Origin of the sequence: Flavobacterium sp., from assembly GCF_004211145.1 — a bacterium.
GTDB lineage: Bacteria > Bacteroidota > Bacteroidia > Flavobacteriales > Flavobacteriaceae > Flavobacterium.
Window position 1 is genome coordinate 18,756 of sequence record NZ_SEBS01000033.1, and the last position, 19,524, is coordinate 38,279.

At 47.3% G+C, this 19,524-nt stretch carries 12 protein-coding genes; 3 read left to right on the forward strand and 9 right to left on the reverse strand.

The window, feature by feature from the left end; all coding sequences use genetic code 11:
- Positions 1–39 precede the first annotated feature (39 nt).
- The 9 genes from EOO50_RS13865 to EOO50_RS13905 form a co-directional block, all read right to left on the reverse strand.
- Positions 40–1,341, reverse strand: a complete 1,302-nt coding sequence (locus EOO50_RS13865) for a TIGR00341 family protein (RefSeq protein ID WP_290840873.1) — start codon at positions 1,339–1,341, stop codon at positions 40–42.
- 207 nt (positions 1,342–1,548) lie between these two features.
- Positions 1,549–2,817 (reverse strand): adenylosuccinate synthase, encoded by a 1,269-nt coding sequence (locus tag EOO50_RS13870; RefSeq protein WP_290840874.1) that lies wholly within the window; start codon positions 2,815–2,817, stop codon positions 1,549–1,551.
- Positions 2,818–3,170: 353 nt separating this feature from the next.
- Positions 3,171–3,635, reverse strand: a complete 465-nt coding sequence (locus tag EOO50_RS13875; RefSeq protein ID WP_290840875.1) for a transcriptional repressor — start codon at positions 3,633–3,635, stop codon at positions 3,171–3,173.
- A 732-nt stretch (positions 3,636–4,367) separates the two neighbouring features.
- Positions 4,368–4,655, reverse strand: coding sequence for a hypothetical protein (locus tag EOO50_RS13880; RefSeq protein ID WP_290840876.1), 288 nt, complete (start codon positions 4,653–4,655; stop codon positions 4,368–4,370).
- 1,638 nt (positions 4,656–6,293) lie between these two features.
- Positions 6,294–7,718: a TolC family protein gene (locus EOO50_RS13885; protein WP_290840877.1), complete on the reverse strand. Its 1,425-nt coding sequence runs from the start codon at positions 7,716–7,718 to the stop codon at positions 6,294–6,296.
- The gene (locus EOO50_RS13890; RefSeq protein ID WP_290840878.1) at positions 7,711–10,878 is read right to left on the reverse strand and encodes an efflux RND transporter permease subunit; all 3,168 of its coding nucleotides are present in this window, start codon (positions 10,876–10,878) and stop codon (positions 7,711–7,713) included. Before EOO50_RS13890 ends, EOO50_RS13885 begins: the two co-directional genes overlap by 8 nt.
- 21 nt (positions 10,879–10,899) lie before the next feature.
- Positions 10,900–11,982 carry an efflux RND transporter periplasmic adaptor subunit gene (locus EOO50_RS13895; RefSeq protein ID WP_290840879.1) on the reverse strand — a complete coding sequence of 361 codons (1,083 nt, stop codon included), beginning with the start codon at positions 11,980–11,982 and terminating at the stop codon, positions 10,900–10,902.
- Between the two features lie 164 nt (positions 11,983–12,146).
- Positions 12,147–12,533, reverse strand: a complete 387-nt coding sequence (locus EOO50_RS13900) for a hypothetical protein (protein ID WP_290840880.1) — start codon at positions 12,531–12,533, stop codon at positions 12,147–12,149.
- Between the two features lie 133 nt (positions 12,534–12,666).
- Positions 12,667–12,990 carry a MazG-like protein gene (locus EOO50_RS13905; protein ID WP_290840881.1) on the reverse strand — a complete coding sequence of 108 codons (324 nt, stop codon included), beginning with the start codon at positions 12,988–12,990 and terminating at the stop codon, positions 12,667–12,669.
- Positions 12,991–13,169: 179 nt separating this feature from the next.
- Between EOO50_RS13905 and EOO50_RS13910 the strand changes: the two genes are divergently transcribed.
- The 3 genes from EOO50_RS13910 to EOO50_RS13920 all read left to right on the forward strand — a co-directional run.
- Positions 13,170–15,260, forward strand: a complete 2,091-nt coding sequence (locus EOO50_RS13910) for an ATP-binding protein (protein ID WP_290840882.1) — start codon at positions 13,170–13,172, stop codon at positions 15,258–15,260.
- Positions 15,261–15,785: 525 nt separating this feature from the next.
- Positions 15,786–17,840: an ATP-binding protein gene (locus EOO50_RS13915; RefSeq protein ID WP_290840883.1), complete on the forward strand. Its 2,055-nt coding sequence runs from the start codon at positions 15,786–15,788 to the stop codon at positions 17,838–17,840.
- Positions 17,837–19,524: tetratricopeptide repeat protein (locus EOO50_RS13920; protein WP_290840884.1), on the forward strand; the 1,688-nt coding region annotated here is incomplete at its 3' end. The genes EOO50_RS13915 and EOO50_RS13920, both read left to right, overlap by 4 nt.

Consider the following 19,524-nt stretch of genomic DNA (forward strand, 5'->3'; position numbering starts at 1 on the left):
AACAACGGGAACGCCATTATCGTTAAGCAAAATTTGGCGTTAACTTTCGCGCTTCCAAAATATTTGGACTTTTACTTTCTTAATGCGTATCCGAATCCATTCGGCTAATTTTTCGACATCCGATTTGGGCAGTTCCTTGACGCTGGAATATATCGCTACGGGATAGATTTCGACTTTTTCGCGTTGCACATGAAACGGATGGTTTGAAATCGAAATATCGGTCACTGAAGGGAAAAGCACTTTCGCTTCCTCGAGCAGGGATTTGTTGTCGTAGGTGTTGTCGGCGATTTCTTTTTTCAATTCTGAAATCATCACATCTTTTTGATTGATGTCGGCCTTTTCATTTTTAATTTGGTTTAAAATGTCCTGCTTCAGATTTGTCGTGTCTTGACGGATCACGAGTTTTGTCTTTTCAAGTCCGTAGATCGAAAGCCGGGAATCGAGTTCATTTTTTTCTTCGGGCGTGAACTTCTTGGATAGTAGTGCCAATTCTATCTTGTTCGCATTGCCTTTGAAATCGGTGTTCTTATAAATGATCGTATAGCCTTTTTGAGTGAATTCGCGGTCGAGGTATGTCGCGATCTTTTGGTCGAATTTCTTCTGTTCGAATAAAGCATATGCAAAATAGACGCTCGGCAAAAGCAAAATAACCGTTAGGAACGTAATCGCATAGGTAATCTGCTTTTCTCGCGCCTTCTCGAAACGTATTATCCTTGGATATTTCAGGAATTTCACGATGAGGAAGGTTGCCACGCATATAAAAACACAATTGATCGTGTATAGGAAAATCGCGCCTGCGAAAAAGCGGAAATTCCCTATGGCTAATCCGTAACCTGCCGTGCAAAGCGGTGGCATCAATGCCGTGGCGATTGCGACGCCCGGAATGGGGTTTCCCTTTTCTTTTCGCGTAATGGCAATCACGCCCACGAGACCTCCAAAAAATGCGATGAGAATGTCGTAGATGTTCGGCGATGTCCGCGCTAGCAATTCAGATTGCGTTTCCTTGAACGGGCTTAGATAAAAATAAATCGTCGATACCACCAAACTGACCACAGTGGCGATCAACAGGTTTTTGAGCGACTTTTTTAGCAATCCGAAATCATAGATACCAAGCGAAAAACCAGCGCCGATGATCGGCCCCATCAAAGGTGAGATCAACATGGCGCCAATTATGACGGCCGTCGAGTTCACATTCAGACCTATCGATGCGACTACGATCGCACAAGCCAAGATCCATAAGTTTGCGCCTCGGAATGAGATGTTGGACTTCACATTTTCTAAAACCGTCGTTTTATCGTCTTCGCCTTTTGCAAGGTTGATGAAATCTAAAATCCTACCCATTCGCTTAATCGTTTTCCTAAAGATAAACATTCTGGCCCAAAAAAAATCCGACTCGAAAGCCGGAAATTTTTTCACTTCAATTAATAATTAACAATGAATAATGAATAATGAATAATGAATAATGGTGTTGAATTGGAAACAAGAGCGATCTCATTTTCGAGGGCCCAATTGTTAATTATTAATTGTTAATTATTCATTATTAAAAAATCACCTCAAAATCGTCTGTTTCCTATCCGGTCCGACCGAAACGATCGTAATCGGAACTTCAACCTCTTTTTCAATAAAGTCGATATAATCCTGCAATTCCTTTGGCAACGCATCGTTCGACGTCATTCCCGTCAAATCGGCATGCCAGCCCGGAAGTTCGGTATACACAGGAGAAACGTTCTCAGGTTCGATGTTGTACGGCAAATGATCGATTTCCTCGCCTTTGTATGTATAGGAAGTACATACTTTCAACGTCTCAAAACCTGAAAGCACGTCGCCTTTCATCATCATCAATTGTGTCACGCCGTTCACGCGGATCGCATATTTCAACGCGACAAGATCGAGCCAGCCGCAACGTCTCTGACGACCGGTAACCGAACCGAATTCGTTCCCGATCTTCGCCATCGCGGCTCCGACTTCATCGAACAATTCAGTAGGGAATGGACCGCTGCCCACGCGTGTCGTATACGCCTTGAAAATCCCGTAGACTTCCTTTATCTGGTTAGGCGCGATGCCGAGTCCTGTACAGGCGCCGGCCGCAGTCGTGTTCGACGACGTCACGAACGGATACGTTCCGAAGTCGACGTCCAAAAGTGAACCTTGGGCACCTTCGCAAAGGATGGTTTTTCCTGATTTTTGCGCTTGGTGTAGGTATTCTTCGGAGTCTATGAATTGTAGTTTCTTCAAGTCTTCAATCGATTCGAAGAACTCTTTTTCAAGCTCCGGTAAATTGTATTGCATTTCGACGCCATAGAATTCGATCATCGCCTCGTGCTTATCGGCCAGAGTGCGGTATCGTTCCTTGAAATCCTCGAGTTCGATGTCTCCGACGCGAAGGCCGTTGCGACCGGTTTTGTCCATGTAGGTCGGGCCGATTCCTTTCAGGGTCGATCCGATCTTGGCTTTTCCTTTCGATGTTTCTGAAGCCGCGTCGAGCAGACGGTGCGTCGGTAAAATCAAATGCGCTTTTCTCGAGATGATCAAACGCGAATGGATGTCGATGTTGAATTTGGCCAAACCGTCGATCTCGCTCTTGAAAACCACTGGATCGATCACGACGCCGTTCCCGATGATGTTGATGTTGTTCTCGTGGAAGATGCCCGATGGGATGGTTCTCAAAACGTGTTTGATGCCGTCGAACTCAAGCGTGTGTCCCGCGTTCGGCCCGCCTTGGAAGCGCGCGATGATGTCGTATTTGGAAGTAAGTACGTCTACGATTTTTCCTTTTCCTTCGTCTCCCCATTGGAGTCCGAGTAGTAAGTCTGCCATTTTTTTTGAATTAATAATTAATAATGAACAATTAACAATGGGCGCGAACCGACTTAGGTTGTCCATATTGAGAATTATTCATTATTAATTATTCATTATTAATTAGTTACGTTGTTTATTCTGTTGATTCGTTGAATCTTTTATCTGTCTTCCGCGGACGTTTTCATTAGTGTCGAACGGGGTTTGCGTTAGGGATGGAAGCGGCATCCTTTTGCCTACCGGAATTTTATTTCAATCGAGTATTTTCAAGGCAAAAGATAGAGCGGATAGCCCGGCGGCGGCTTTTTCAATTTTCAATTTACCGCATCTTTCCCAGCCGACGCAACGCCCAAATAATTGTCAATTATCAACTGTCAATTATCAATTATCTTACGTTTCTGCCCGTACAAATACAACGAATGGTTGTGAATCTCGATGTCGAAAATCTCCTCGATCGTCTTTTTGATGGTTTGTATGCGCGGGTCGCAGAACTCGATCACCTCGCCCGTGTCGGTCATGATGATGTGGTCGTGCTGCTTGTCGAAATACGACTTTTCGTAATGCGATTGGTTTTGCCCGAACTGGTGTTTGCGCACCAATCCGCAGTCGAGCAGCAATTCTATCGTGTTGTAAAGCGTGGCGCGGCTTACGCGATAGTTTTTGTTCTTCATTTTGATATAAAGGTTCTCAATGTCAAAATGGTCTTCGCTTTCGTAAATTTCCTGCAAAATCGCATAGCGCTCAGGCGTTTTGCGGTGGCCTTTGCTTTCAAGATACATCGTAAAGACATTCTTCACGGTCTCCTGGTTGTTGCTGTTATCGGTGGAAATGAGTGTCATGGGGCAAAGATAATGGATAATTGGGAATGGACAATTGATATTGGGAAAAGGTTGCTTTGGGCTTTAGGCTTTAGGCAGTAAGCTTTAGGCTTTGTTTGTCGCAGATGGAGGTTTTAAGCGACTTGGGTGGAATAACAGATTACGGAATTTTGAAAACAAAACTTCGTGTCTTCGCGTCTTCGTGACAAATAAAAAAGTCATCGAATAACGAGCAACGAACTATTCAAATCAAATGAACTTCGCGCCTTCGTGTCTTCGTGACTTCGTGGCAAGTAAATACCATTGAATTAACGCGCAACGAAATGTCCAAATCGAATGAACTTCGCGCCTTCGTGTCTTCGTGGCAAATAAAAAAGTCCTCAAATCAACGAGCAACGAAATATCTAAATTGAATGAACTTCGCGCCTTCGTGGCAAATAAAAAAATCCTCGAATTAACGAGCAAGGAACTATACAAATCGAATAAACTTCGCGCCTTCGTGACTTCGTGGCAAAAAAAAGCATCGAATTAACGCGCAACGAAATGTCGAAATCAAATAAAACTTCGCGCCTTCGTGTCTTCGTGACTTCGTGGCAAAAAAGGTCATCGAATCAACGAGCAACGAAATGTCCAAATCAAATAAACTTCGCGCTTTCGTGTCTTCGTGACTTCACAGCAAATAAACATCGAATCTCTCACCAACGAAAACGAAATATAAACTCACGATTTTCGAGCGTCCAATCCAATTAACATCTATGGTTGCGGAACCGTTCCATCCGGATCCGTAGTGCCGGTTGCCCGTTGCGGAGCCGTTGAATTGGCGTCGGTGCTGTTTTGAACAGGCGTCGGCGTTTGGTTCTTTTGCGTTGTCGCCGAGGTGGACGTCTTCTTGGTTTTCTTGTCGGAATTTTGTTTTGCGGTCGATTCCGTCGATGACTTTTCAGTTTTCGGTTTTTTTGATTTCGTACGACTCGAATCGGTTTGGGCCGACGCTATGGCGACGCATAGGAAGGCGGCGAGGGTGAAGATGGCTTTTTTCATGATCTGTTTTTTTTTGTTTGTATAAATTTCTTGTTTTTTGGAGGGAAATGTGTTGTAGAATTTGGGGGAAGTTTGGGATGATTTTTTGAGGGATCAAACTCTTAATGGGAGTGGAGTTTTTCTGGCGTGAGGTTTAGCTGGTGCTATGGTGATTTTTAAATCCTTCGCTTTTTGTGTTTTTTGATTATATGCGGAACGTCACACTTATATTTTTTTCTGCAGTTTTTTTTGCCTATTTTCAAACGCTTCGCATTTGTTTTCGCCTGCCGGCGGGGCCTTCTTTTGTCTCGCAACAAAAGAAGCAAAAATGCGTGGCGCCAAGTTTCCCAGGCGACCCGGCAGCCAAAAAAATCCTACGCGACAAAACTACTCACGCGTTTATATTTGTTTTTTAATGGAATTCGTGAATCTTCGATTTCGCTGCGCTCAAACAGGTTGTCGCGCTTAACGGATTTTCTCGCCGCCGGGTGCCCGCCTGTCCAACTAAACGGCGCTAGCTAATTGGAAGTGTTTATTCGTGATTTTGCGCCGCTGCGCTTTGCAAAATCGGGTTTGGATGGAAGAGTGGGTTATGTCTTTGACGGGAAGTTTTGAGGCGTTCCGACGGACGAGTAGGTTGTGTCTTTGACGGGAGGTTTTGACGTGCATCGCGTGTGCACCAATACGGATACTTAACAGTTTGCATTATTCGATGAGTTTTCGATTTCGCAATTAACTCAAAACACGGTTCGAATTAAGTTTCTAATATTTTTAGTTTTTGCTGTTCAAATTCTGCTTGGGACAACACGCCTGCATCCAATCATCTTCACGAATTGTTACCAAATGCCCACCACCAAATGCCTACCACCAAATGCCCACCACCAAAGCAAACCCCCATCGAGACCCTCATCCGTAGATCTCAAGCCAAACGCCAATCGAAGCGTGACGAACTGAAACGCAAATCTGGAAACAAAACGCCATCACAAACCCAAAAGATCATCTGGAGACGATTTTTGCGCCGCGCGCAAGCAAAAATCCAATAAACACTTCCACCTAGTCAGCGCCGTTTAGTTGGACAGGCGGGGACCCGGCGGCGCAAAAATCCGTAAGCGCGGCTGTAAATCGCGCCTGCGCGACCAGCCGCGTAGGATTTTTTTGCCTGCCGGGTCGCCTGGGAAACTTGGCGCCCGGCATTTTTGCTTCTTTTGTTGCCAGACAAAAGAAGGCCCCGCCGGCAGGCGAATCAAATGCGAAGCGTTTGAAAAATCAAAAACAAGGCACGAGCAACACACTCACGCCAGTGAGAGAAACATCTAACGAATACCAACCGACAACAACGCACGCATTTTCAACACAAAGACGCAAAGTCTCCAAGCCACCAAGGGAAACGGGTAATAAATAAAAAAACCTTTCCGAGGCCAACAACCGGCAATTTCAATCAACAAGACTGGTGCGAAACAAAGTTTCAACAAATAGTAAAACCAAATCGACCCAAATGCGAAGCATTTTAAACCCGTTGAGATTTCCCCAAAAAAAAATAATTCCCAACACTTTCCGTTGTGAATTACTATTTCCAAAAAGCCAACAAACCCCTCAACTCAAAAACAACCAGCCTGCGCTGCAAAAAAAAAGCCGGCATCAAGCCGGCTTTCCAAGCGATCATTTCCAACCGCCTCCCAAATCCCTGTAGACATTCACTACAGCATTTAACTGTTCCTTCTTAGTTTCCATAAGTTCAAGCTTAGCTTCCAGCGCATCACGCTGCGTCATCAACACCTCAAAATAATCCACACGTGCCGATCGGAACAAATCATTCGAAGCGTCGATCGATTTGTTCAAGGCATCGACCTGTTGCGATTTCAACGCATAACTTTTCCCGATGTTCTCGATCTTCGACAACTGGTTCGACGTTTCAAGATATGCGTTCAAGATAGTGCGTTGGTAATCCAGAAGCGCCTGTTGCTGGCGTGCGTTCGCGCTCGCGTATTCGGCTTTGATGCGGTTTCGGTTGAAGAGCGGCGCCGTCAGATCTCCGATGATCGAATACAACAACGATTCGGGCAACGTCGCCAAATACGACGGTTTGAACGCCTGGACACCGACCGCGGCCGAAATATCAAGCGACGGATAAAACTCCGCGCGAGCCGTCTTCACATCCAGTTTCGCGGCCGCCAATTCCAACTCGGCCTGCTTGATGTCCGGTCTATTCGCCAATAATTGCGATGGAATTCCCGATTGTACCGACTTTGGAACCAAATCCAAGAAGTTCGTTTTGTCACGCGGAATTTCCTGCGGATAACGCGCCAACAAGAAATTGATTCGGTTCTCGGTTTCCTTGATTTTTTGCAGGATTTCGAACTCGAGGCTTTGTGACGCGCTCACTTCGGCCTGGAATTTCTGGACGCCGAGTTCGGTGGCACGCGCGCCTTCTTTCTGCACCTTTACGATTTCGAGCGCGTTCTTTTGCAATGCGATGTTCTGGCGCACGATGTCAAGCTGGTTGTCGAGCGCGAGCAGTTCGTAATACGAGTTCGCGACTTCGGCGATCAAGTTCGTGATCACGAAATTCTTGCCTTCGATCGTCGACAAGTAACGGCTTACCGCGGCTTTCTTCGAGTTCCGAAGTTTTTTCCAGATGTCGACTTCCCAATTCGCAACGGCTGCGACCGTGAAATCGCCAAGCGGATCGGGTGTTTCGGTTCCGGGCTTGATTTCAGTCGTCGCATCTCCGGCGCCTTGGCTCGTGTAGCGTCCGACTTTTTCCACTCCGGCTCCGGCTCGAAGCCCGACAGTCGGCAAATACGCGCCTTTTCTGACTCGGACTTCATTGCGCGCGATTTCGATTTCCTGCAGCGTGATGTTGAGTTCCTGATTGTTCTTGATCGCGATATCGATGAGGTCAATCAGGTTCTGGTCGGTGAAAAATTCGCGCCATTTCACGCTTGACGTATTCGCCGTATCGGTCGATGTGACGAACTTCTCAGGAAGCGGTTGCTGTTCGCCGGCGGTAGCGGCCTGTGGCACCTTGCATCCGACGACGCTCGCGGCAACCCCGACTGCGATTATATATTTTAACTTATTCATGGTTTTCGATTTCTTCGGTTAACGGACTTTCTTCTTCGTTTTTGACAAACTTGGTCTTCTCGGAAATCTTCCCGAAAACGTAGTACAATCCCGGAATGATGATCACGCCGAACAACGTCCCGAACAACATTCCTCCTGCGGCCGCGGTTCCGATGGTTCGGTTTCCGACGGCGCCCGGACCTGTCGCGAGACAAAGCGGGATCAAACCGGCGATGAACGCGAACGATGTCATCAGGATCGGACGGAAACGCACCGAAGCGCCTTCCATCGCGGCTTCGAGAACCGTCGCGCCTTCACTGTGTTTCTGGACCGCGAATTCCACGATCAATACGGCGTTTTTACCCAAAAGCCCGATGAGCATGACCATCGCGATCTGGGCGTATATGTTGTTCTCCAAGCCCGTGAGTTGCAGCAAAAAGAATGCGCCGAAGATTCCGATCGGCAGCGACAGCAACACCGCGAACGGCAGCACGAAACTTTCATATTGGGCCGACAGGATCAAATACACGAACCCAAGACAGATGAGGAAAATCCAAACCGCCTGATGGCCTTGCGCGACCTGATCTTTGGAAATACCGGCCCAGTCGATTCCGTAGCCGCGCGGCAGTTTCTTTTCAGCCACTTCCTTGATCACGTCGATCGCTTGCTGGCTGCTGTATCCGGGAGCCGATGAACCTGAGATTTCCGACGCCGTGTACATGTTCTGGCGCGTAATTTCAGACAATCCATATACTTTATCCATGCGCATAAACGCCGAGAACGGCACCATTTCATCTCGGTCGTTCTTCACGTACAATTTTAAAATGTCTTCAGGAAGCGCACGATAATTGGCCGCGGCCTGTACGATTACTTTATACGCGCGGCCGTATTTGATGAAGCTGATCTCATAGTTACTTCCGACCAAAGTCGACATCGTGTTGAGCGCATTCTCGATAGAAACGCCTTTCTGCTGTGCGATGTCGTTGTCGATATGCAACATGTATTGCGGGAAACTCGCGCTGAAAAAACTGAACACCGACGACAATTCGGGACGCGATTTAAGCTCGCGCACGAAATCATTGTTGACCTGTTCCATTTTCTTGTAGTCGTTCGTGCCCGTTTTGTCGAGCAAGCGCAACTCGAAACCACCCGCGGCTCCATAACCGGGTACGGCCGGAGGTGCGAAGAATTCGATCTGTGCACCCGCGATGTCCTTCGATTTTTCCTCGAGTTCTTCGATGATCTCGCGAGACGTTTGGCTGCGCTGCGTCCAATCCTTAAGGTTGATCAGACAGGTTCCCGAGTTCGCGCCCGTACCTTCGGTCAAGACTTCGTAACCTGCCAATGATGACACCGATTGCACGCCATCGACGCTCTCGCAGATCTTTTGCAGGCGTTCAGCGATTTGGTTCGTGCGTTCCAACGACGAACCAGGCGGCGTTTGGATGATCGCGTAGAACATGCCTTGGTCTTCGCCCGGGATGAATCCGCCGGGAACGGTTCCGCTTAGGAAATACGTCGCGATGGAGAAGATGATCAGCGTTCCGAATGTTACCACGCGTCGGTTCACGACAATCTTCAACAGTTTTTCGTATTTGCCCGACATCTTGTCGAACCCGCGATTGAAACTGCCAAGGAATCGGTTGATCGGCGTTTTCTTCTTAGGCTGTCCGTGGTTGTTTTTGAGGATCATCGCGCACAAAGCAGGCGTGAGCGTCAAGGCTACGATGCCCGACAAGATGATCGCGGTCGCCATCGTGATCGAGAATTGTCGGTAAAAAATCCCGACCGGACCCGTCATGAACGCAACCGGAATAAACACCGCGGCCATCAAAAACGTGATCGCGATGATCGCACCCGCAATTTCCTTCATGGCTTTTTGCGTGGCCTTTCTCGGTTTCAAATGTTCCTCTTCCATCTTGGCGTGCACGGCCTCGATCACGACGATCGCATCATCGACGACGACACCGATCGCGAGTACGAGTGCGAACAACGTGATCAGGTTGATCGTGATCCCGAAGAATTGCATGAAGAAAAACGTCCCGATCAGCGAAACGGGAACCGCAAGTGCCGGAATGATCGTCGAACGCCAGTCGCCCAAAAAGATAAACACGACCAAGCCGACGAGGATAAACGCCTCGACAAGCGTGTGCAATACTTTCTCGATCGACGCGTCGAGGAATTTCGAAACGTCGTAACTGATCTCGTAATCCATTCCTTTCGGGAACGAACTTTTCTTGATTTCCTCGAGTTTGGTCTTGACGTCCTCGATGACTTGCTGGGCGTTGCTTCCGTAAGATTGCTTGAGCGTGATCGCGGCTGACGGACGTCCGTTCAGATTCGAATAGATGTCGTACATCGAACTTCCGAATTCCACATCGGCGACATCTTTAAGCCGCAGGATCTCGCCGTTCGAACTCGAGCGCAGGATGATATTCCGGTATTGGTCCTCAGTCGTGAATCGGCCCGAATATTTCAGGACATATTCGAACGATTGCGATCTTTTACCGGACGCTTCACCCGTTTTTCCGGGCGATGCCTCGAGACTTTGGGATGAGAGCGCTTCCATGACTTCTTCGGCCGAAATCTTGTAGGCAAGCATACGATCGGGCTTTAACCAGATGCGCATCGCGTATTCGCGGTTACCCAAAATGTCGGCAACCCCGACGCCGTCGACGCGTTTCAGTTCGGGCAAAATATTGATGTCGGCGAAATTGAACAGGAATTTCTGGTCGGTGTTCTTGTCGGTCGAATACAAGTTGACGTACATCAACATGTTCGATTCCTCTCGCGTGATCTTGACGCCTTCGCGGATGACCAACGGCGGCAGTTTGTTGGTGACCGAAGCCACGCGGTTCTGCACGTTGAGCGAGGCGACGTTCGGATCGGTGCCCAAATTAAATACGACTTGGATCGTTCCTTCGCCGTCGTTACCCGCGTCGGACGCCATGTATTTCATTCCCGGAACACCGTTTATCGCGCGTTCCAATGGAATAATTGCCGATTTGATGAGCAATTCGTTGTTCGCTCCCGGATATTCCACGGTCACGTTCACCTTTGGAGGCGACACCGATGGGAACTGCGTAACCGGCAACTGTATGAGTGCCAAAACGCCCAAAAACACGATGACGAGCGAGATGACTATGGAAAGGACTGGCCTTTGTATGAATCTGTTAAACATGATTTCTTGATTTAGGTGTCCTTATTCGGCTCTGAGTTTCAAACTTGCCATGACCTCTTGGGGCTTCTCGTAAGTGAACTCGATTTTTTCGTCGTCACGCACTTTTTGCACGCCTTCGAGCAGGATTTTGTCGGTGGCGCGGATGCCGCTTTTCACCACATATAGATCGGGCATTTCACCGGTGATCGTGATTTCTCTCGAACGCACGGTATTCTTGGCGTCGACCACGAAGACATATTTTTTGTCCTGGATCTCGTAGGTTGCTTTTTGCGGGATGATGAGTGCGTTTTTCATCGGGACGGTCAACAGAACTTTACCTGTTTCCCCGTTTCTCAGGAGTTTGTCCGGGTTCGGGAATTTGGCACGGAACGCGATGTTTCCGGTTTCATTGTCGAATTCTCCTTCGATGACCTCGACTTTTCCCTTGTATTTGAGCGGCGTGTTGTTGGCCAAAAGTAACGTCACGGCGTTATCACCACGGTCTTTGACGTTGGTTTGATAGTCGATGTATTCGGGTTCCGAAACGTTGAAATACGCGAACATATCGGTGTTGTCACTCAAACTCGTGAGCAATTCGCCTTCATCGATCAGACTGCCGAGTTTTTTGGGGATGCGGTCAATCGTTCCGGCGAACGGCGCCTTGATTTCAGTGAACGCCAAGTGCAGTTTGGCCATCGCGACCTCGGCCTTCGCCTGTTCCAGTTTGGCTTGGGCGACCAATTGCTCGTTCTTGGATACGACGTTCTTGTCGGCGAGCAGTTTCGCGTTCTGCAATTCGATTTGGGCGGCTTTTTGTTCAGCCTGGGCTTTGTACAATTCGGCTTCATACATCTTTGGCATGATGCGGAAAAGTACTTGTCCGGCCTGTACGAACTGGCCTTCGTCGACGTAGATATTCTGTAGGAAACCTTTTTCCTGGGCGCGGATTTCGATGTTGCGCACCGAACGGATCTGGGATACGTATTCTTTGGTAAACGTCGTGTCGATCTCGATCGGATTGGTTACGGTAAACTTTCCGGCTTCTTCTTTTTCTTCTTTTTTAGCTGTACAGCTGGCGAGGCACAAAAGCGCGAACAGGCCTGTGCAAACGGCAAATTTCTTCATGGTGTGAATGAAAATTAGCGATTAAAAATGCTTTTTTTGGTTCTAAGGGATTCTGGGAACGTAAGAACAGCAATCGCAAGAAAGCATGCCGAATAGCCAAAACGGGTGAATGTCCCGCTCAAACTACGAAAGGATGTACTGCCTGCGACTGCTGCGCGGCAGGATCAAATCCTGATGACTCTGTTGGTAATGTAAATAGGGGATGATTGTCCGCAGAACGGCGGATAATTGTTACCACGCTTCTTTAAAGCGAGTCGGGGAGTGGAATGGCCTGAAGCCGTGAAATGTGAAACCGTAACGAACAGTTGCCTGCCAAGGTATTTCGGCGCGATGTCGTTACCCGAGACGTTGTCGTCCCCAAAATCGAGGTCGGCGTCTTCTAAAAGCGTACAGCCCCAATCGGTCGTGGCCGTCTTGTCGTTCATCGATTTCGCTACCTCGTGCGCATGCGAATCGGCAACAAGATCGTGTTGCGCGACGTTAGCTGCGGCGATGTTTCCTTTCAATAAAAAGGAAAACAGGGATACGAAAAGAATAAAGACGGTCCTCATTTCGAGGCCAAAAGTAATGGAAAGTTATATTCCGAAAAAAAATATTTGCATCGCATTAACAGTAATTGTCAACGAAAACGATTGCAGTTTTAAACAAATCGACGAAACGATTTTTTAGGCAGACGATCGGGATTTATTTGTCGAGCATTTTCTCGGTTTTTGCGAGAAATTCACGCACGGCCTCGTCGAGATCGATCTCCATTCGGCTTGAAAGCACTGCAAGCCACCAGATGCATTCCCCGATCTTGTGCTGCAATTCGCCTTGCGTATTCTCTTTTGGCCAGCGGCCTTGTTGTGACATCGCATGCCGTCCGACGAGACCCGCGTCGGTCAAAAATGCGAGCGCATCTTCCGTGACAGTCCATTCACTGCCGTGGAATTGCTGTTCGAGTTCGTGGTAACGTTCGCGGATATCGAGCGAACGTTTCGTTATTTCGTTGAGGTCGAGTGGATTCATTTGTTCTGGAATATCGTTGGCCGAAAGATACGCAATCGCAAAGACGAAGTAAAGCGCTTTGCCGCCATAAAAGTAGTTTACGAACCAAATTTTCGTTTATTTTACAATTCGACGAGCCGTTTCGTGAAATGCCCGATCACACGAAAGCAGCTTTCGATTTCTCCGCTTGATCCAACCACATGAACAACTGCCACAGTACCTACGCGTCACCCAATTTTTCGGACCTTTTGAAACACAAATCGCATCGAGCGCTGTTTTTGATTTTGGTCGGACTGATTTTACCGAATTCGTCTTTCGCCCAATTGTCACCTGAAAAGCAAGCGGCTTTCCACAAGGAATTGAAGGCCGCCAAAAACGATACCATCCGGGTCGCCGCTTTGGCGCAACTGGGAAGCCGGTACCGGTTTTCAGACATCGATTCCTCGTTTTTCTATATCGACCGCGCACTCGAACTCAATGCGAAGATCAAATCGAAATACGAACCGTTTTCCATGCGCGAGATGCCGTTCCTGCTATCGCTCAAAGGCGCGACGTTCCTCGAGTCGGGGAAATTGCCCGAATCGCTCGAGTTCCAGTTCGAAGCGTTGCGGTTGGCCGAAGCGAACGCCGACAAATCCATGATCGCACTCGCCCAAAACCGCATCGGGAATACCTACATGGAACTCGCCGACTACAAAAAGGCGAACGAATATTACCGCAAATCGATGCTGTTGTTCAAATCCATCGGCGACAAGGCGTTCTACTATAACGAAATGTCGAACATCGGCAACATTTACGAGTTGCGGAAAATGCGCGATTCGGCTTTGTATTTCCAGAAGATCGTATACGACGCGAGCCAAAAAGATCCGAACAACCGCGTCGATTTCACGATTCCCGAAGTCATGTTCCGAATGGGAAATGCGCACAAACTCAACGGCGACAACCAAAAGGCGATGTGGTTCTACAAACGCGGAATCGTCGAGGCAAACACCGACAACGACGTTCGCAATCTCACGATGAACAACTTATTCCTGGCCAAATTATACAGCGAACTCAACGTCGCCGATTCCACGTTGAAATATGCGCGAAACGCCATTTTGTCGGGCAAAAAGGTTTCATTTAGAAAAGGATTGTACGACGCTTCGTTGCTGCTCAATGAGTTTTACGCAAGCCGACGCGAATACGACAGCGCCCACAAATACCTTTCGCTCGCGATGATCGAGAAAGACAGCCTCATGGGCGTGGAACGTTTCCAGAAATTGCAACGCATCGTGCTGGACGAACAGGAACGCGACCGCGAAGCCGCCACGAAACTCATCGAGAACCAAAACAGGCAACGCCAATATGTGCTGCTCGCGGGAATCGGGATTTTCCTGATCATCGCGTCGTTGCTGTATCGGAACAATCGACAAAACAAAAAAGCCAACCGCATCTTGCAGCACACTTTGACCGACTTGAAGTCGACCCAATCCCAATTGATCCAATCTGAAAAAATGGCGTCTTTGGGCGAATTGACTGCCGGAATCGCGCATGAAATCCAGAATCCTTTGAATTTCGTCAAGAACTTCTCAGAAGTCAGCAACGAACTTGTAGACGAAATTTTGGACGAAAGACGAAAGACGACCCGAGGGCTTTGCCCGAATTGTATGGAGCACAGCGGAATAAATGACGAACGGGACGAAACGTTGGTCGACGAGATTTTGTCGGACATCAAACAAAACCTCGAAAAAATCGTGCATCACGGCCGCCGCGCCGACGGTATCGTGAAAGGGATGTTGCAACACAGCCGCGCATCGTCGGGTGAAAAAGAACGCATCGATATCAATTCGTTGACCGACGAATACTTACGGCTCGCGTTCCACGGTCTGCGCGCCAAGGACAAGATGTTCAATGCCGAGCTCGTCACGCATTTCGACGAAAAGCAACCCAAGGCGAACGTTTTGCCGCAAGACATCGGGCGCGTGCTGCTCAATTTATTTACGAATGCGTTTTATGCGACACAGCAGCGCAAAAAATCCGAAGGCGAAAGTTTCAAACCGACGCTCGAAGTTCGTACATTGCTAAACGACAGCGTGGTAGAAATTCATGTGAGCGATAACGGGAACGGAATTCCCAAAAGCATCATCGACAAGATTTTCCAGCCGTTTTTCACCACGAAACCAACGGGCGAGGGAACCGGTTTGGGATTAAGCATGAGTTACGACATTGTCACGAAAGGACACGGCGGCTCCCTCAAAGTGGAATCCAGGGAAGGAAACGGGACGGTTTTTATCGTTTCGTTGCCGACGTAACTTTCTAAAATTCAAATCAAAACGACAGGATTGAGAAATTTGCCTTGCCGTTGTTTTCAATTTTCGGACGTGGTGCGAATAATCGAAAACACAAATTATATGGACACTGCGGGACGATGCTCGTCGAACCGATATAACAATCATGTTCGTGAGCGGATTTTACGCTTGAGTAAAATGTCTTGCACTTCAAAAAACTGTTAAAGAAATGAATTTCTATCTTGAGATTTATTCGCGAACTTTCGTACATTGCTGGCAAACAATACGATAGTAAGCGCGATTGGAGTTGTCGCTGATTTCGCGTTGTTCGCCTTATATTCCAAACATTTTTTACCACAACCTACTTTTTGACGAGTTGCTGATGCGACGTGCCACGACCTGTTCCGTCAAGGCGTGCGGTCGGCGATGACCTTGTATGGGAATGAACAATGACATTTCCTGAAAAGAACAATCTGGAAAAATGATTGTCAACAGCAGCGCCCATGATGGGATGAGATCGACAGTCACGGGTATAAACAAACAAAACGCATGAAGCACTTTTACACAAGTTTCGTCTTGTTTTTCGCATTTGCGACAGCGTTCGCCCAGCCCGCAATTGGTATGGCACAAAACCCACTTTATAAAAATTACACGAAGAAGCAGGCCGATAGTTTGGAAATCAGGTTGAAAACCGAACCCGACAAAGGAGTTCGCATGGCCATAAACAAAGAGCTCAGTTTTTACTATCAGGCGGTAAGCAACGACCGTTCGCTATATTATGCAGAGCAGGAATTGAAACTTACCAAACAACTCAAGCAATTTTTGTGGCAGGTTCAGGCCAATTGGTACATCGGATATTCTTCGGCGTATCAGGGTGATTATGCAAAAGCCGCCAAAGCATTTATAGAAGCCTTTGACATCCTTGAAAGCAAAGATTGCGAGAAGAACATTTGGGGTTTGCGGTATTTCACGTCAGATGGAAATCCTCATCACGCAAAGCTGAATGTTTTGGCAAATACCATACACGACCGGGCGCACGTTTACGGATACACAGGCACCGGCAAAAAACAACTCGCCGGATATCGCGAAGCCGCAAAAATTGCCCGAACTATAGGTGACACTACTACGATGTCGGTCGCTTATATGAATATCGGAAACGCATTGTTAAACGGCGATTCGGCGATTTATTACAGCCGAAAAGGGTTGGCGTTCGCCGATGCGATAGGTTTTGAAAATTATAAGGAAAACATACTGCTAAGTATCGGGCGTTTCCACTACCGTAAAAAAGCGTACGATTCAACCGAAATCTATGCGCGCAAGGCCATAGAAGTCAGTGAACGAAACCAGCGCTTGGCAATGCGATCTGACGGTTACTTTTCTTTGGGAATGGTCGCTTACAAGAAAAACCATCTCGATGCGAGCATCTTTTACATGAAAAAGGCTTTGGAAGGAATCGAGACTGTGGATATGCCTGACAGAGGGCTTTCAATATACCGCCGATTGGCTAAGCTGTACATGCTTGCCAAGCAAAATGACAGCGCTTTGGCATATTACAAAATAATCGTGCCTTTAGGCGACAGCCTGAACCGGATCGCGAACGAAAATCTGCGCAAATACCAAACCGTCGACTTCGATCAGGCGATGCGTTTACAGCAACTCGAAAAGAAAAAAGTCGAAGAAGAAAGCAAGTTCAACACGTATATTTTTGCAGCCGGGCTCGCTGTTTTTATCGGGATTGGTTTGTTCCTGTTTCGAAACAACAGGCAAAAACAGAAAGCCAACAAGGCTCTTGAGAATACGCTGGCCAATTTGAAGTCGACCCAATCCCAACTCATCCAAAGTGAAAAAATGGCGTCGCTCGGTGAATTGACAGCCGGAATCGCGCACGAAATCCAGAATCCGTTGAATTTCATCAATAATTTTAGTGATGTGAGCCGTGAGTTGATTGTGGAAATTTTAGACGAAAGACGAAAGACTAATGACGAACGGGATGACGAATTCGTTAACGAGATACTTTCGGACATCGATCAGAACCTTGAAAAAATCAGCCATCACGGCAAGCGCGCCGACGCCATCGTAAAAGGCATGTTGCAACATTCTCGCACGACGTCAGGCGAAAAAGAAGCAACCGATTTGAATGCTTTGACCGATGAATACCTGCGATTGGCGTATCACGGTTTACGCGCGAAAGACAAGAGTTTTAACGCCGAATTGATCACGAACTTCGATGAAAATATTCCAAAGGTAAACGTCATTCCACAAGACGTCGGACGCGTTTTGCTGAACTTGATCACGAACGCTTTTTACGCGACGCAAGAACGTTCAAAATTTGAAGGTGAAAGTTTCAAGCCGATGGTTGAGGTTTCGACATCATCGGTCGGAAACAACATCGAAATTTCGGTAAAAGACAATGGAAACGGCATTCCATCGGAAATCGTCGACAAAATATTCCAGCCGTTTTTCACGACGAAACCAACTGGTGAAGGAACCGGTTTGGGATTGAGTTTGGCGTATGATATCGTGAAAGCGCATGGTGGAACTATACACGCCACATCGGTCCCGAGCAACGGAACAACCTTCACAATAACACTTTCCATGGCATGAAACAGATTATCCTCCTGAGCGTTGCGTTGTTATCGGCAATGGGTTTCGCCCAACAAAAAACGTTGGTTGACAGTATAAAGACTGAACTCCAATCGGCCAGCCACGATACCGTTAGGATTCAGAAGATGTTCGCCCTTGTAAGTGAATATTCGTTGTCAAAACCTGATTCGGCTTTTTATTATGTTGATAAAATAACGGTTTTATCGAATAAAATCGGCTATAAAAAAGGACAGACCAATGTACTTGGAGCTCGATCTTCCTTGCATCGTGAAATTGGAAATCTCGCTATTGCGCTTGATCTGGCATTCAAGGCGGTGGCTTTGTCGAAAAAAAACAACCTGCCGCAATCCGAACTGCGCGCCTACAATTTACTAGGTATCATTTATCTTGACCTAAATGACCACAAGCGCGCTATTTCCTATTACCAAAAAGCCAGAAAAATCGCAAAGCGGGAGAATGATCTCAGCAGGATTTATCTGCTTAACGTGAATACGGCGGGAGCATACGTTCGGTTAGGAATGGTTGATTCGGCAGCTTTCTATCTGGATATTGCGAATAAAAGTCCAAAGTTCAAAGAGTCGGGGCAATCGCAGCTTTCTTTTTACAGAAATTTAGGAAACCTTGAAGTGTTAAGGGGAAATTTTGAGAAGGCCTTGAAACTTTATGATATAGCGCTGGACATTTCCGTAAAAGAAGGTAATTACAGGAACGAAGCTTTTACGTGCAACAAAATCGCTGCGACCTATGAGCTCAAAAAACAGACCGACTCCGTGATTTTGTACGCCGATAGAGCCATGGGCGCAGCAAAAAAAGGGCCTTTTAGAATCATGATTCTTGAAGCTGCCGCGATCCTGTCCAAGGCGTACGAAAGAAAAGCCGATTATAAACAGGCCTATCATATCCAAAAACTCAAAGAAAAGACACAGGAAGAACTCTTCGGGACCAATAACATCAAATCTATTCAGGAAGCCATTTCCCGAGAGCAAAAACGCGCCGATGAATTGCGCCAAAACCAGATTGGCTATCAAACCCAGCTCAGACAGTATGCTTTTATTGCGGGGCTTGCCGTACTGCTGGTCGTAGCGCTCTTACTTTTTAAGAATAACCTCCAAAAGCAAAAATCGAACAAGCAATTAGGTGAACAAAAACAGAAGTTAGAAGTTACTTTGGAAGAATTGAAAGCCACGCAATCCCAATTGATCCAGTCGGAGAAAATGGCGTCACTCGGGGAACTGACGGCTGGAATCGCGCATGAAATACAGAACCCGTTGAATTTCGTCAATAACTTTTCAGATGTTTCGAACGAGCTGGTTGACGAGATTTTAGACGAAAGACGAAAGACGAATGACGAACGGGACGAAACGTTGGTCGACGAGATTCTGTCCGATATCAAACAAAATCTCGAAAAAATTTCCCATCACGGCAAACGCGCCGACGCCATCGTAAAAGGCATGCTGCAACATTCCCGAAGTACATCGGGCGAGAAAGAACCGACCGACATCAATGCTTTAGCCGATGAATACCTGCGATTGGCCTACCACGGGCTTCGCGCGAAAGACAAAAGCTTCAACGCCGAATTGATCACGAACTTCGCCGAAAATCTTCCAAAGGTAAAAGTCATTCCTCAAGACATCGGACGCGTTTTATTGAATCTGATCACGAACGCTTTTTACGCGACGCAAGA